The organism is Streptomyces sp. NBC_00654 (assembly GCF_026341775.1).
Classification (GTDB): domain Bacteria; phylum Actinomycetota; class Actinomycetes; order Streptomycetales; family Streptomycetaceae; genus Streptomyces.
Genome location: NZ_JAPEOB010000002.1, coordinates 709,932 through 723,520, shown reverse-complemented (window position 1 = coordinate 723,520; position 13,589 = coordinate 709,932). Strand labels below are relative to the sequence as shown.

The following is a 13,589-nucleotide window of genomic DNA, read 5'->3' as shown; positions in this document are numbered from 1 at the left end:
ACGGTTGACGAAGGGCCACGGACGTGGCCGCCGCACCGTCTTGAAGGAGAGCGAAAGATGACGACCCTCTCGGAACGGATATCGCAGTCCGCCTTCGACGGTTCGAGGCTCCGCGTCGTGCTGCTGCTGGACCTGCACGACGGAGCTCAGAAGCAGTTCCTGGAGGCGTACGAGCACCTGCGCAACCAGGTGGCATCCGTCCCCGGACACATCAGCGACCAGCTGTGCCAGTCCATCGAGAACCCCTCGCAGTGGCTCATCACCAGCGAATGGGAGAGCGCACCGCCCTTCCTCGCCTGGGTGAACAGCGAGGAGCACGTCGAGACGGTCCAGCCGCTGCACGGCTGCGTACGCGACACCAGGTCCCTGCGCTTCAGCATTCTGCGCGAGACGGGCAAGACCTTCGTCGCCGCCCCGGAGCCGGTCAAGGGCCGGCTCCAGTCCGCGCCCCGCCTCGGCGACGGAGTGGTGCGCCACGCCCTCACCTTCACCGTGAAGCCCGGCAGCGAGGAGGCGGTCGCCAAGATCCTGGCCGACTACGACTCCCCGAAGGCGCGCGTCGACGAGAACACCCGGCTGCGCCGCACCTCCCTCTTCATGCACGGCAACCGTGTCGTACGGGCCGTGGAGGTCGAGGGCGACCTGCTGGCCGCCCTGCGCCATGTGTCCCGCCAGCCCGAGGTCAGGGCCGTCGAGGAAGCGATCAACCCCTATCTGGAGCAGGACCGGGATCTCGGCGATCCCGACTCCGCCCGGATGTTCTTCACCCGGGCGGCCCTGCCGACCGTCCACCATGTGACGGCCGGCCGGCAGAAGCCCGAGGACGTCAAGCGGCACGCGCTGTTCTACCAGGCGAAGGAAGGGTGCGGCATGGCGCTCGCCCGGCTGCTGGCGGGACAGGACGAGGAGGCCGCCGACAACCCGGAGAGCCCCATCGACAGCAGCACCATCTTCCAGCGCGACGACGTCGTCGTCCGGCTCCTGGAGGTGGGAGGCCCGCTCGACGCGCAGCCCGCGCAGGCGCTCGGGATCGACGGTCACCGCAAGGCGGCCGTGCTGGGGCGCCTCCTGGCCGGCGGCGCGAACGGCCTGCCGACGACCGATCAGGAGGCCGCGCGCTTCCTCGCCCAGTCCGAGATGCGCCTGATCACCGACCGGCGGGCCACGGAGTCCTGATCCGCGCACGGCACACGCGCACCGTGCCCCCGGCACCACGCACCCGCGGCGTGCGGACAACCACCCGACGCCGTCGGCCATCACGTACAACGCGCCTGGAGGAGAGCAGAATGACCACGTTCCGGCCCCGCATCGTCGACCTCGGCGAGACTCAGCCCAACCGCAGGCGCGGAGGAGATCTGCGCGCCATGCTCACACCCACGGCGGTGGGCGCCACCAGCGGCTTCATGGGCCTGGCCCTGGTCCAGCCGGGGGAGCGCATCGGCGAGCACTACCACCCGTACTCCGAGGAGTTCGTGTACGTCGTGCAGGGCCGCCTGGAGGTGGACCTCGACGGCGAGCCGTACTCCATGCGGCCCGACCAGGGCCTGCTGATCCCGCCGCACGTACGCCACCGTTTCCGCAACGTGGGCGATGTGGAGGCGCGCATGGTCTTCCACCTCGGCCCGCTCGCCCCGCGCCCGGAACTCGGGCACGTGGACACCGAGGAGACCGGCGCGGAAAGCGGTGGGACCCAGGAGCGGGGAGCGCCGCCAGAACGAACCGGGGCGGCTTCGTGAACCGGCGTGTGGCGGTCACCGGAGTCGGAGTGGTCGCGCCCGGCGGCATCGGTGCGCCGGCCTTCTGGGACCTCCTGGCGGCGGGCCGTACCGCGACGCGCGGCATCACGCTCTTCGACCCGGCCGGCTTCCGCTCCCGGATAGCCGCCGAGTGCGACTTCGACCCGGCCGCGCACGGCCTGGACGAGGAGCTGATCGCCCGCTCCGACCGGTACGTCCAGTTCGCGCTGGCGGCCGCGGCGGAAGCACTCGGCGACGCCGGGATCGACCCGGAGAAGGAGGACCCCTGGCGCATCGGGGTCTCCATGGGCACCGCGGTCGGCGGCACCACCCGTCTCGAACACGACTACGTCGCCGTCAGCGGGAGCGGCGCCCGCTGGGACGTGGACCACCGCCCGGCCGGACGCCACCTGGAACGGGCCTTCTCGCCCAGCACCCTGGCCTCCGCGGTCGCCGAACAGGTCGGCGCGCACGGCCCGGTGCAGACCGTCTCGACGGGTTGCACCTCCGGCCTCGACGCGATCGGCTACGCCTTCCACGCCGTCGAGGAGGGCCGCGTCGACGTCTGCCTCGCGGGGGCGTCCGACTCGCCGATCACCCCCATCACAGTGGCCTGCTTCGACGCCATCAAGGCGACCTCCGCCAACAACGACGACCCGGAGCACGCCTCCCGGCCGTTCGACGCGGGCCGGGACGGCTTCGTCATGGGCGAGGGCGGAGCCGTACTCGTCCTGGAGGACCTGGAGCACGCCCGCGCCCGCGGCGCCACCGTGCACTGCGAGATCGTGGGTTACGCCACCTTCGGCAACGCCTACCACATGACCGGGCTGACCCCCGAGGGCCTGGAGATGGCCCGTGCCATCGACACCGCGCTCGGCCACGCCCGTATCGACGCCACACGGATCGACTACGTCAACGCGCACGGCTCGGGCACCAAACAGAACGACCGGCACGAGACGGCCGCGGTGAAACGGGCACTGGGCCAGCACGCCTACAAGGTGCCGATGAGCTCGATCAAGTCCATGGTCGGCCACTCGCTCGGAGCCATCGGGGCGATAGAGCTCGCGGCCTGCGTGCTGGCGCTGATCCATCAGACGGTGCCCCCGACGGCGAACTACGAGACGCCGGACCCCGAGTGCGACCTCGACTATGTGCCCCGTGTCGCGCGCCCCCTGAAGCTGCGCAGCATTCTCTCGGTCGGCAGTGGCTTCGGCGGATTCCAGTCCGCCGTCGCCCTGACCCGGCCCGGAGGGAGGACCCCATGAAAACCCCGCAGGAACGGCGGCCGGTCATCACCGGCATCGGCGTCGTCGCCCCCAACGGGACGGGCGCCGGAGCCTTCTGGAAACAGACCCAGGAGGGAGTGAGCGTCCTGGACGCGGTGTCGCGCGAGGGCTGCGCGCACCTGCCGCTCCGGGTGGCCGGCGAGGTCCGTGACTTCGACCCGGTGGACCTCATCGAGGAGCGGTTCCTGGTGCAGACCGACCGCTTCACGCACTACGCGATGGCCGCGGCCGACCTCGCCCTGGACGACGCCCGGCTCGGCCGGGCCGACTACGAGGACGCTCCGTACGGCGTGGGCGTGGTGACGGCCGCCGGGTCCGGCGGCGGCGAGTTCGGACAGCGGGAGCTGCAACGGCTGTGGGGCCAGGGATCCCGCTACGTCGGCCCCTACCAGTCGATCGCCTGGTTCTACGCCGCGAGCACTGGGCAGATCTCGATCCGCGGCGGGTTCAAGGGGCCGTGCGCCGTCGTGGCCAGCGACGAGGCCGGCGGACTGGACGCCCTCATGCACGCCGCCCGGTCCGTGCGGCGCGGCACCGACGCCGTGGTCGTCGGCGCGGCCGAGGCCCCGCTGGCCCCGTACTCGGTCGTCTGCCAGCTCGGGTACGAGGACCTCAGCACCTGCGACGACCCGGCGCGCGCCTACCGCCCGTTCACCGCGGACGCCTGCGGGTTCGTGCCCGCCGAGGGCGGCGCCATGCTCGTGGTCGAGGACGAGGCGGCGGCACTCGCCCGCGGGGTCCCGGGCCGGGCCGAACTGGCCGGCCACGCCGCGACGTTCACCGGGGCGTCCCGGTGGGAGGAGTCCCGGGGCGGGCTGGCGCGGGCGATCGGTGGCGCGCTCGCGGAGGCACGCTGCGCGCCCGAGGAGATCGATGTCGTCTTCGCGGACGCGCTCGGTGTCCCGGCGGCCGACCGGGCCGAGGCGCTCGCCATCGCCGACGCCCTGGGCGCGCACGGACGGCGGGTACCGGTGACGGCGCCCAAGACCGGCACCGGCCGCGCCTACTGCGGTGCGCCGGTGCTGGACACGGCCGCCGCCGTGCTCGCCATGGAGCACGGCCTGATCCCGCCCACCCCGAACGTCTTCGATGTGTGCCACGACCTCGATGTGGTCACCGGCCGCGCGCGCCCCGCGGAACTGCGTACGGCGCTCGTGCTGAGCCGGGGGCTCATGGGATCGAACGCGGCGCTGGTGCTGCGGTACCTCCCCGGCACCCCCCTGTGAGAAGGAGAAACCCCCCATGACCGCTCAACTCACCTATGAGGAACTCGCCACGCTGATGAAGAACGGCGCCGGAGTCAGCGTCGATCCGCTGGAGATGGAGAGCCGGCCGGCCTCCGCGTTCGACGAGTTCGGTCTCGACTCGCTCGGACTCCTCGGCATCGTCGCCGTCCTGGAGAACCGGTACGGCGTACCGCTGCCGGCCGACGCGGACAAGTGCAAGTCGCCCCGTGAGTTCCTCGACCTCGTCAACAGCAGCCTCGTGACAGGAGCCTGAAAGTGTCCGGACACACCGAGAACGAGATCACCATCGCCGCCCCCCTGGACCTCGTCTGGGACGTGACGAACAACCTGGAGGAATGGCCGCGGCTGTTCAGCGAGTACGCGGAGGTCGAGGTGATCGAGCGGCAGGGCGAGACGACGACGTTCCGGCTGACGATGCACCCCGACGACAACGGCAAGGTCTGGAGCTGGGTCTCGGAGCGGACCACCGACCGGGCCTCGCGCACCGTCTCGGCCCGCCGCGTCGAGCCGGGCCCCTTCCAGCACATGAACATCCGCTGGGAGTACGCGGAGGTCCCCGGCGGTACGAGGATGCACTGGAAGCAGGACTTCGCGATGCGCCCCGACGCCCCGGTCGACGACGAGTGGATGACCGCGAACATCAACCGCAACTCCCGCGTCCAGATGGAACTCATCCGGGACAAGATCGAGCAGCGGGACCGGGAGCGCCGCGCCGCCTCGGTCACGGCCAACTGACCCGGCGGAAAGGCACCCTTCGATGCACCACGCACTGATCGTCGCCCGGATGGCGCCGGGTTCGGCGCCGGACATCGCGGAACTGTTCTCCGCCTCGGACACCACCGAACTGCCGCACCTCGTCGGGGTCAGCCGGCGCACGCTGTTCCAGTTCGGCGACGTCTACATGCACCTGATCGAGTCCGACCGGCCGCCGGGCCCGGAGATCGCCAAGGTGACGGAGCACCCGGAGTTCAAGAGCCTCAGCGACCGGCTCACCGCCTTCGTCAGCCCCTACGACCCGCAGACCTGGCGTGGTCCCAAGGACGCGATGGCCCAGGAGTTCTACCGGTGGCAGCGCGACAGCGCCCGCTGAGACACGCGATCGCCCCGGATCCGGTGTGTGCCGGATCCGGGGCGATTCCCTGTGCGCCCGAGGGCTGGTCCCACAGGGCTGGTCACCGGGCAGGTCTCACCCGGGGACGACGCATTCGAAGGCGTGCAGATACGCGTTGACCGGACGGATCTCGCCGACGGCCAGTCCGGCGTCCGACAGCCGGCCGACCAGGCTGTCCCTGGAGTGCTTCGCGCCGCCGACATTGAGCAGCAGCAGCAGGTCCATGGCGGTGGTGAACCTCATCGACGGGGTGTCGTCGACCAGGTTCTCGATGATCACGACCCGGGCGCCCGGCCGGGCCGCCGCGACCACATTGCGCAGGGTCCGGCGGGTGCTCTCGTCATCCCATTCGAGGATGTTCTTGATGATGTAGAGATCCGCCTCGACGGGGATGCTCTGCCGGCAGTCCCCGGCGACGATGTCCGCCCGCCCGGCGAGGTCGCCGCCGTCGCGCAGCCGGGCATCGGCCCTCGCCACCACGCCCGGCAGGTCCAGCAGGATCCCGCGGACCTCCGGGTGCTTGTCCAGCAGACTGGCGAGCACATGACCCTGACCACCGCCGATGTCGGCGACCACGGACACCCCGGTCAGGTCGAGCAGTTCGGCGACATCCAGCGCGGACTGTCTGCTGGAGGTGGTCATGGCGCGGTTGAAGACCTGGGCCGACTCGGCCGCGTCCTGGTGGAGGTAGTCGAAGAACCCCTTGCCGAACGTCTCGGGGAAGACGCTCGTGCCCGACCGCACGGCGTCGTCGAGCTGCGGCCAGACCTTCCAGGTCCAGGGCTCGGTGCACCACAGGGAGATGTACCGCAGGCTGTTCGGGTCGTCCTCGCGCAGCAGCCGGGACATCTCCGTGTGGACGAACGTCCCGTCCTCCCGCTCGCTGAAGATCCCGTAGCAGCACAGGGCCCGGAGCAGCCGCCGCAGCGGTACGGGCTCGGTGTTCACCACCTTCGCGAGCTCCGCCGCAGTGGCGGGCGATTCACCGAGCGCGTCGGCGACGCCCAGCCGGGCGGCGGCGCGGACGGCCGCGGCACAGGCGGCCCCGAAGACGAGCTCCCGCAGCCGCATGGCCGGGGGCGGGCCGGGGACGGGAGTCTGTCCCGGGGAGGGGGTGGCGGGGGTGGGCGCCGGGGTGGGGCTCACGGTGGTCATTCCGCCTCGATTCTCCTGGTACGGGGGGACACGCCTCAGCACATCCCCGCGGGCTCGGACGTCCCGCACTGATTGCGGGCGAAGGTGTTGCCCGTTCCGGTGTCCCGGTCGGCGAGGTCGGCGGGCTGATTGCCCCGTACGACGTTGTCGCTGATGGAGTTGCCGGTGTTGGGGGCGCCCACGAAGCTCTTGAACAGCACGATGCCGCCGGACAGCGGTGTGGCGCCCACGTTGTTCTCGACGACGTTGTCGCGGACGACGGTGTCCTCGCTGCCGGTGAGGACGATGCCGGTTCCCTGGATGGCCGACAGCCGGGGGGTCTCGGGGCAGAACTTGTTGTTCTCGACGATGCGGTTGTCCTGGACGGTCATCGCGCCGGCCTTCGGCTTCGACTCGTCGCCCACGACGAACACGCCGCTGCAGTTGCCGGTCATGGTGTTGTCGTCGATCGCGAGATTCCTGACCCGACGGGCGGTGACACCGATGCGGTTGCCGGTCAGCCGGTTGTCGCGGATGTCCGTGCCCAGGGTGTCGGTGGCCCCGTCCTCCTCGTCGACCGTGTTCGCGACGAAGACCCCGGCGTCGCCGTTGTCGCGGGCGGTGTTGTGCCGGAACGCGCCCCGGGTGGACCTCTCCTGGGCGATGCCCCAGGTGCCGTTCTTCTCGGACGTCACCTTGTGGACGCCGAGCCGGTCGGTCCAGGAGGCCCAGATGCCGCTCTTGGCGAAGCCCGACACGGTCAGCGAGCGGATGCGGACTCCGTCCACCGGCTTGGCCTTCGTGCCCAGGACGCAGATGCCGTTGCCGCCCTTCGCGCAGGCGTTGGCGGTCTTCTCGGCGGCCGTCCCCGGCAGGATCACGGTCCTGTCCCCGGACCCGGCCAGGGTCAGGTCCGGCTTGGTGATCAGCACGCTCTCCCGGTAGGTGCCGGGCAGGACGACGACCGTGTCACCCGGCTGCGCGGCGTCCACGGCCTTCTGGATGGACTCGCCGGGACGGACGACGTGGCCCGCGGTGGGGGCGGCGGCGGAGGGGACGGCCGTGGCCAGTCCGGTTGCGGCGATGGCGGCGATACCCGCCAGGCATGTGAGGTGTTTTGTTCTCATGAGCCGAAGCTATGGGGGATCACCCACCCCTGCCACACAGGGTGAGCGGATGGATACACCACGTCCCTGAATGGCTTACTCCGGCCCGGTCCGGCGCCCGTCCCGCCCCCGCGCGGCCCGGCCCGCTCAGTCCGGTGCGCCGGGGCGCGCGGCGACGACCGAACGGGCCCACCGGTAGTCGGCCTTTCCGCTGGGCGAGCGCTGGATCCGGTCGGTGAAGACGGCGGTGCGGGGGATCTTGTAGCCCGCCAGCCGGGTGCGGCAGTGCGCCTGCACCGCCGCGAGGTCCAGCGGGCCGGCCCCCTCGCGCAGCTGGAGCACCGCCGCCACCCGGTTGCCCCACCGCTCGTCCGGCACCCCGGCGACCAGGACGTCGTACACATCCGGATGGGCCTTGAGAGCCTGCTCGACCTCCTCCGGGTAGACCTTCTCGCCCCCGGTATTGATGCACTGCGATCCGCGCCCGAGCACGGTGACGATGCCGTCCTCGTCGACCGTCGCCATGTCGCCGAGCAGGACCCACCGCTCCTCGCCCCTGCGGAAGAAGGTCTCCGCCGTCTTGCCCGGGTCGTTGTAGTAGCCGAGCGGTACGTGTCCGCGCTGGGCGATCCGCCCCGGCTCGCCGGGGGCCACCGGCTCGTACGTCGCCGGATCGACCACCGCCGTACGGGAGTTGACCTGGAGCCGGAATCCCCGGTCCGGGCCCGAATCGGCCGTCGCCGTGCCGTTGAAGCCGGATTCGGACGAGCCGAAGTTGTTGAGCAGCATCACCGTCGGCACCAGTGCCTGGAACTCCGCCCGCACCGAGTCGGACATGATCGCCCCCGAGCTGGAGACGGAGAACATCGACGAACAGTCCGTACCCCTGAGCGGCCCCCTGAGCGAGTCGATCAGCGGCCGCAGCATCGCGTCGCCGACCAGCGAGACGCTGGTGACCTTCTCCTTCTCGATCGTACGGAGTACCTCGTCCGGCACGAACTTGCGGTGGACGACGATCCGCTGGCCGAAGTTGAAGCCGATGAACGCGGTGAGCGTGGACGTGCCGTGCATCAGCGGGGGAGTGGGGAAGAAGGTGATCCCGTCGCCGCCCGCAGCCACCCGCTCGGCCAGCTCCTGAGGGGACTTCACCGGCTCGCCGGTCGGTGCGCCGCCGCCGAGGCCGGAGAAGAACAGGTCCTCCTGGCGCCACATCACCCCCTTGGGCATGCCCGTCGTGCCGCCGGTGTAGATGATGAACTGGTCGTCGCCGGAGCGCGGCGCGAAGCCGCGCGCGGGGGACCCGGAGGCCTCGGCGTCCGTGAACGCCACGGCGTCCGGACCCGGGGAGTGCGCGGCCGGTGTCCCCACCCGGAGGAGATGCCGCAGCCTGGCGGCCTGCGGGGCCGCTGCCGCGACCCGCTCGCCGAACTCGGCGTCGAAGACCAGGGCCGCCAGATCCGCGTCGCGGTAGAGGTAGACCAGCTCCTCCTCCACGTACCGGTAGTTGACGTTGACCGGAACGATGCGGGCCTTGAGGCAGGCCAGCACCGTCTGGAGGTACTCGACGCCGTTGTAGAGGTGCAGTCCCAGGTGCTCGCCGGGCCGGATGCCCGCGCCGGCCAGGTGGTGGGCGATCCGGTTGGCGGCGGCGTCCAGCTCCGCGTAGGTGAGCCGGCGCTCGGCCCCCGTACCCGGATGGTCGACGTAGACGAGCGCCTCGCGGTCCGGGACCACATCGACGACCGACTCGAACAGGTCGGCAAGGTTGTACTCCACCGTTCCTCCTGACCCCGGGGGTGCTGAGTGGCTCGGCGGTCATTAGAGCGCCGACCGGCGCAAGTGGGAAGAGGGGCCGCCGAAGAAATCTGACTGAGTGTCAGAAAACTATTGAACTGAACACCCGCCTACTGCAACCTGTTCTGAATCTGGAGACGGAGGCAGGCAATGGGCGGTACGGAACATCTCGGGACACGGCGCGAGGGCGCCACACTGGTGCTCACCCTGAACAGGCCGGAGGCGAAGAACGCACTCTCGCTGCCGATGCTGGTCGGCCTGTACGACGGCTGGCTCGCCGCGGACGCGGACGACTCGGTCCGCTCCGTCGTGCTCACCGGCGCGGGGGGTTCCTTCTGCGCCGGCATGGACCTCAAGGCCCTGGCGGGCGGGGGAATGGCGGGCGAGGAGTACCGGGACCGGCTGAAGGCCGACCCCGACCTGCACTGGAAGGCGATGCTGCGCCACCACCGCCCCCGCAAGCCGGTGATCGCCGCCGTCGAGGGGTACTGCGTCGCGGGCGGCACCGAGATCCTTCAGGGCACCGACATCCGCGTCGCCGGAGCGGGCGCCACCTTCGGACTGTTCGAGGTCCGGCGCGGACTCTTCCCCATCGGCGGCTCGACCGTACGGCTGCCGCGCCAGATCGCCCGGACCCACGCCCTCGAAATGCTCCTCACCGGCCGTCCGTACAGCGCCGAGGAGGCCGCCCGTGTCGGACTCGTCGGCCATGTGGTGCCCGACGGCACCGCGCTGGAGAAGGCGCTGGAGATCGCCGAACGGATCAACGCCTGCGGACCGCTCGCCGTGGAGGCGGTCAAGGCCTCCGTCTACGAGAGCGCCGAGCTGACCGAGACCGACGGCCTCGCGGCCGAACTCGCCCGCGGCTGGCCGGTCTTCGACACCGCGGACGCCAAGGAGGGCGCCCGCGCCTTCGCCGAGAAGCGCCCGCCCGTCTACCGGCGCGCCTGAGCCAAGGAGACAACCGTGCCCGAAGTCCTCAGCGCACCGCTGGTGGTCGAATTCCCCTTCACCCGCTCGCTCGGCCCCGTACAGAGCGCCTTCCTCACCGGACTGCGCGAGCGGACCGTGCTCGGCGTGCGGACCGGCGACGGAAAGGTCCTCGTACCGCCCGTCGAGTACGACCCCGTCACCGCCGAGGAGCTCCGCGAACTCGTCGAGGTCGCCGCCACCGGCACCGTCACCACCTGGGCCTGGAACCCCGACCCGCGCCGCGACCAGCCCCTGGACACCCCGTTCGCCTGGGTCCTGGTCCGGCTCGACGGCGCCGACACCGCGCTGCTCCACGTCCTGGACGCCCCGGGCCCCGAGGCCGTACGCACCGGGATGCGGGTCCGCGTCCGCTGGGCGGCGGCCCGTACCGGCGCGATCACCGACATCGCCTGCTTCGAACCGTACGAAGGGGACGCGGACACCGGCCGGCCAGTCCGGCACAGCGGAGAGTTCAGCGACCCGGTCACCACCATCGTCACCCCCGCCCGGCTCGACTACACCTACACCCCCGGCCGCGCCCAGAGCGCGTACATCAACGCCCTCGCCGAGCGGCGCACGGTCGGCGAGCGCTGTCCGTCCTGCCGCAAGGTGTACGTGCCGCCCCGCGGCGCCTGCCCCACCTGCGGCGTCGCCACCGCGGAGCCGGTCGAGGTCGGCCCGCGCGGCACCGTGACCACGTACTGCATCGTCAACATCAAGGCCGCCCACACGGCGAACCTCGGCATCGAGGTGCCGTACGTCTACGCCCATATCGCCCTGGACGGCGCCGACCTCGCGCTGCACGGCCGGATCGCCGGCATCCCCTACGACCAGGTGCGGATGGGGCTGCGCGTCGAACCGGTCTGGACCGAGGGCGGCCGCTACCCCGACCACTACCGGCCCACCGGAGAGCCCGACGCCGACTACGACACGTACAAGGAGCTGCTGTAGATGCGAGACGTGGCGATCGTGGCCTTCGCGCAGACCGCGCACCGGCGGCGCACCGACGAACTCTCCGAAGTCGACATGCTGATGCCCGTCCTGCACGAGGTCCTCGGCGCGACCGGCCTGAAGGCGAGCGACATCGGCTTCACCTGTTCCGGCTCCAGCGACTACCTGGCGGGCCGGGCCTTCTCCTTCACCATGGCGCTCGACGGTGTCGGCGCGTACCCGCCGATCTCCGAGTCGCATGTGGAGATGGACGGCGCCTGGGCGCTGTACGAGGCGTGGGTGAAACTGCAGACCGGTGAGGCGGACACCGCCCTGGTCTACGCCTACGGCAAGTCCTCGCCGGGCGAGGTCCGCGATGTCCTGACCCGGCAGCTCGACCCGTACTACGTGGCCCCGCTCTGGCCGGATTCCGTGGCTCTCGCCGCCCTCCAGGCGCAGGCGCTCATCGACGCGGGCGCCACCGACGAACAGGGCCTGGCCGAGATCGCCGCCCGCAGCCGCACCGCCGCCTCGGCCAACCCGTACGCCCAGCTCACCGGGGACGTCCCGGCGGGCCGCCAGGTGGTGGGGCCCCTGCGGACCGGCGACTGCCCGCCCGTGGGCGACGGTGCCGCGGCCGTGGTCCTCGCCGTCGGGGACACCGCCCGCGCCCTGTGCGCGCGCCCCGCCTGGATCCGGGGCATCGACCACCGGATCGAGGCCCACGGCCTCGGCGTCCGCGACCTGACCGACTCGCCCTCCACCCGGCTCGCCGCCGAACGCGCCGGTGCCTTCGACCGGCCGGTCGACACCGCCGAGCTGCACGCCCCCTTCACCTCCCAGGAAGTCGTGCTCCGCGCGGCGCTCGGGCTGGGGGACGAGGTCAGCGTGAACCCCTCGGGCGGGGCCCTCGCCGCCAACCCGATGATGGCCGCGGGTCTGGTCCGGCTCGGTGAGGCCGCCGCCCGGATCCACCGGGGCGAGTCCGACCGGGCCCTGGCCCACGCCACCTCCGGACCGTGCCTGCAACAGAATCTGGTCGCCGTCCTGGAAGGGGAGAGCGCTCATGTCTAAGGAGCCCGTGGCCGTCGTCGGCATCGGCCAGACCAAGCACGTCTCCGCCCGGCACGATGTCTCCATCGCCGGGCTCGTCCGTGAGGCCGCCGTGGCCGCCCTCGCCGACGCCGGGCTGACCTGGGCGGACATCGACGCCGTGGTCATCGGCAAGGCCCCCGACTTCTTCGAGGGGGTGATGATGCCGGAGCTCTACCTCGCGGACGCGCTCGGCGCCGTCGGCAAACCGATGCTCCGCGTCCACACCGCCGGATCGGTCGGCGGATCCACCGCGCTGGTCGCCGCCAATCTGGTGGCCGCCCGTGTCCACCGGACCGTACTGACTCTCGCGTTCGAGAAGCAGTCCGAGTCCAACGCCATGTGGGGCCTCTCGCTGCCGATCCCGTTCCAGCAGCCGCTGCTGGCCGGTGCGGGCGGCTTCTTCGCCCCGCACGTGCGCGCGTACATGCGCCGCAGCGGCGCCCCCGACACGGTCGGCTCCCTCGTCGCGTACAAGGACCGGCGCAACGCGCTGAAGAACCCGTACGCGCACATCCACGACCCCGGCATCACCCTGGAGAAGGTCCAGGCCGCGCCGATGCTCTGGGACCCCATCCGCTACTCCGAGACCTGCCCGTCCTCCGACGGCGCCTGCGCCATGGTCCTCACCGACCGCGACGGCGCGGCCCGCTCCCCGCACCCGCCCGCCTGGGTGCACGGCGGTGCCATGCGCAGCGAGCCGACACTCTTCGCGGGCAAGGACTTCGTCTCGCCGCGGGCCGGGAAGGACTGCGCCGCCGATGTGTACCGGCAGGCCGGGATCACCGACCCGCGCCGGGAGATCGACGCCGTCGAGATGTACGTGCCGTTCTCCTGGTACGAACCGATGTGGCTGGAGAACCTCGGCTTCGCCGCCGAGGGCGAGGGCTGGAAGCTCACCGAGTCCGGCGTCACCGAACTCGACGGCGACCTTCCGGTGAACCCCTCGGGCGGAGTCCTGTCCACCAACCCGATCGGGGCATCCGGCATGATCCGTTTCGCCGAGGCGGCCCTCCAGGTACGCGGGCGGGCGGGCGAACACCAGGTGGAGGGGGCCAGGAAGGCACTGGGCCACGCCTACGGCGGCGGGGCACAGTTCTTCTCGATGTGGCTCGTCGGATCACAGCCGCCACCCGGCTGAGACAGCGGCGCGCCCCACGGCGGGCGGGGGCACCCGGTGC

14 protein-coding genes are annotated in these 13,589 nt (G+C 71.5%); 11 read left to right on the top strand and 3 right to left on the bottom strand.

Annotated elements, in window-relative coordinates; all coding sequences use genetic code 11:
• Positions 1-57: 57 nt before the first annotated feature.
• The 7 genes from OHA98_RS23475 (at position 58) to OHA98_RS23445 (ending at position 5,359) form a co-directional block, all read left to right on the top strand.
• Entirely contained in the window at positions 58-1,176 is a 1,119-nt protein-coding gene (locus tag OHA98_RS23475; protein ID WP_266928713.1) for a TcmI family type II polyketide cyclase, read from the top strand.
• Positions 1,177-1,286: 110 nt separating this feature from the next.
• Complete coding sequence (locus tag OHA98_RS23470; RefSeq protein ID WP_266928712.1) at positions 1,287-1,736, top strand: cupin domain-containing protein; 450 nt, start codon at positions 1,287-1,289, stop codon at positions 1,734-1,736.
• Positions 1,733-3,001, top strand: a complete 1,269-nt coding sequence (locus OHA98_RS23465; protein ID WP_266928711.1) for a beta-ketoacyl synthase — start codon at positions 1,733-1,735, stop codon at positions 2,999-3,001. The genes OHA98_RS23470 and OHA98_RS23465 overlap by 4 nt, the downstream gene beginning before the upstream one ends.
• Complete coding sequence (locus OHA98_RS23460; protein ID WP_266928710.1) at positions 2,998-4,248, top strand: ketosynthase chain-length factor; 1,251 nt, start codon at positions 2,998-3,000, stop codon at positions 4,246-4,248. Before OHA98_RS23465 ends, OHA98_RS23460 begins: the two co-directional genes overlap by 4 nt.
• 16 nt (positions 4,249-4,264) lie before the next feature.
• Entirely contained in the window at positions 4,265-4,522 is a 258-nt protein-coding gene (locus OHA98_RS23455; RefSeq protein ID WP_266928709.1) for an acyl carrier protein, read from the top strand.
• Positions 4,523-4,524: 2 nt separating this feature from the next.
• A complete protein-coding gene (locus OHA98_RS23450) occupies positions 4,525-5,004 on the top strand; it encodes an SRPBCC family protein (RefSeq protein ID WP_266928708.1) in 480 nt (159 codons plus the stop codon).
• Between the two features lie 22 nt (positions 5,005-5,026).
• The gene (locus OHA98_RS23445; RefSeq protein ID WP_266928707.1) at positions 5,027-5,359 is read left to right on the top strand and encodes a TcmI family type II polyketide cyclase; all 333 of its coding nucleotides are present in this window, start codon (positions 5,027-5,029) and stop codon (positions 5,357-5,359) included.
• A 96-nt stretch (positions 5,360-5,455) separates the two neighbouring features.
• Here OHA98_RS23445 and OHA98_RS23440 read toward each other — a convergent pair whose 3' ends face one another.
• The 3 genes from OHA98_RS23440 to OHA98_RS23430 all read right to left on the bottom strand — a co-directional run bounded on the left by OHA98_RS23440 (position 5,456) and on the right by OHA98_RS23430 (position 9,396).
• Entirely contained in the window at positions 5,456-6,535 is a 1,080-nt protein-coding gene (locus OHA98_RS23440; protein WP_266928706.1) for a methyltransferase, read from the bottom strand.
• Between the two features lie 35 nt (positions 6,536-6,570).
• On the bottom strand, positions 6,571-7,641 hold the full coding sequence (locus OHA98_RS23435; protein ID WP_266928705.1) for a nitrous oxide reductase family maturation protein NosD: 1,071 nt from the start codon (positions 7,639-7,641) through the stop codon (positions 6,571-6,573).
• Between the two features lie 126 nt (positions 7,642-7,767).
• Positions 7,768-9,396: an acyl-CoA synthetase gene (locus tag OHA98_RS23430; RefSeq protein WP_266928704.1), complete on the bottom strand. Its 1,629-nt coding sequence runs from the start codon at positions 9,394-9,396 to the stop codon at positions 7,768-7,770.
• A 168-nt stretch (positions 9,397-9,564) separates the two neighbouring features.
• Between OHA98_RS23430 and OHA98_RS23425 the strand changes: the two genes are divergently transcribed.
• Genes OHA98_RS23425 through OHA98_RS23410 form a run of 4 tightly spaced genes read left to right on the top strand, consistent with a single transcriptional unit; the run spans position 9,565 to position 13,549 of the window.
• Positions 9,565-10,365 (top strand): crotonase/enoyl-CoA hydratase family protein, encoded by an 801-nt coding sequence (locus tag OHA98_RS23425; protein ID WP_266928703.1) that lies wholly within the window; start codon positions 9,565-9,567, stop codon positions 10,363-10,365.
• A gap of 15 nt (positions 10,366-10,380) precedes the next feature.
• Positions 10,381-11,337 carry a Zn-ribbon domain-containing OB-fold protein gene (locus OHA98_RS23420; protein ID WP_266928702.1) on the top strand — a complete coding sequence of 319 codons (957 nt, stop codon included), beginning with the start codon at positions 10,381-10,383 and terminating at the stop codon, positions 11,335-11,337.
• Positions 11,338-12,390 carry a thiolase domain-containing protein gene (locus OHA98_RS23415; RefSeq protein WP_266928701.1) on the top strand — a complete coding sequence of 351 codons (1,053 nt, stop codon included), beginning with the start codon at positions 11,338-11,340 and terminating at the stop codon, positions 12,388-12,390.
• Positions 12,383-13,549, top strand: a complete 1,167-nt coding sequence (locus tag OHA98_RS23410) for a thiolase domain-containing protein (protein WP_266928700.1) — start codon at positions 12,383-12,385, stop codon at positions 13,547-13,549. The genes OHA98_RS23415 and OHA98_RS23410 overlap by 8 nt, the downstream gene beginning before the upstream one ends.
• Positions 13,550-13,589: the final 40 nt, after the last annotated feature.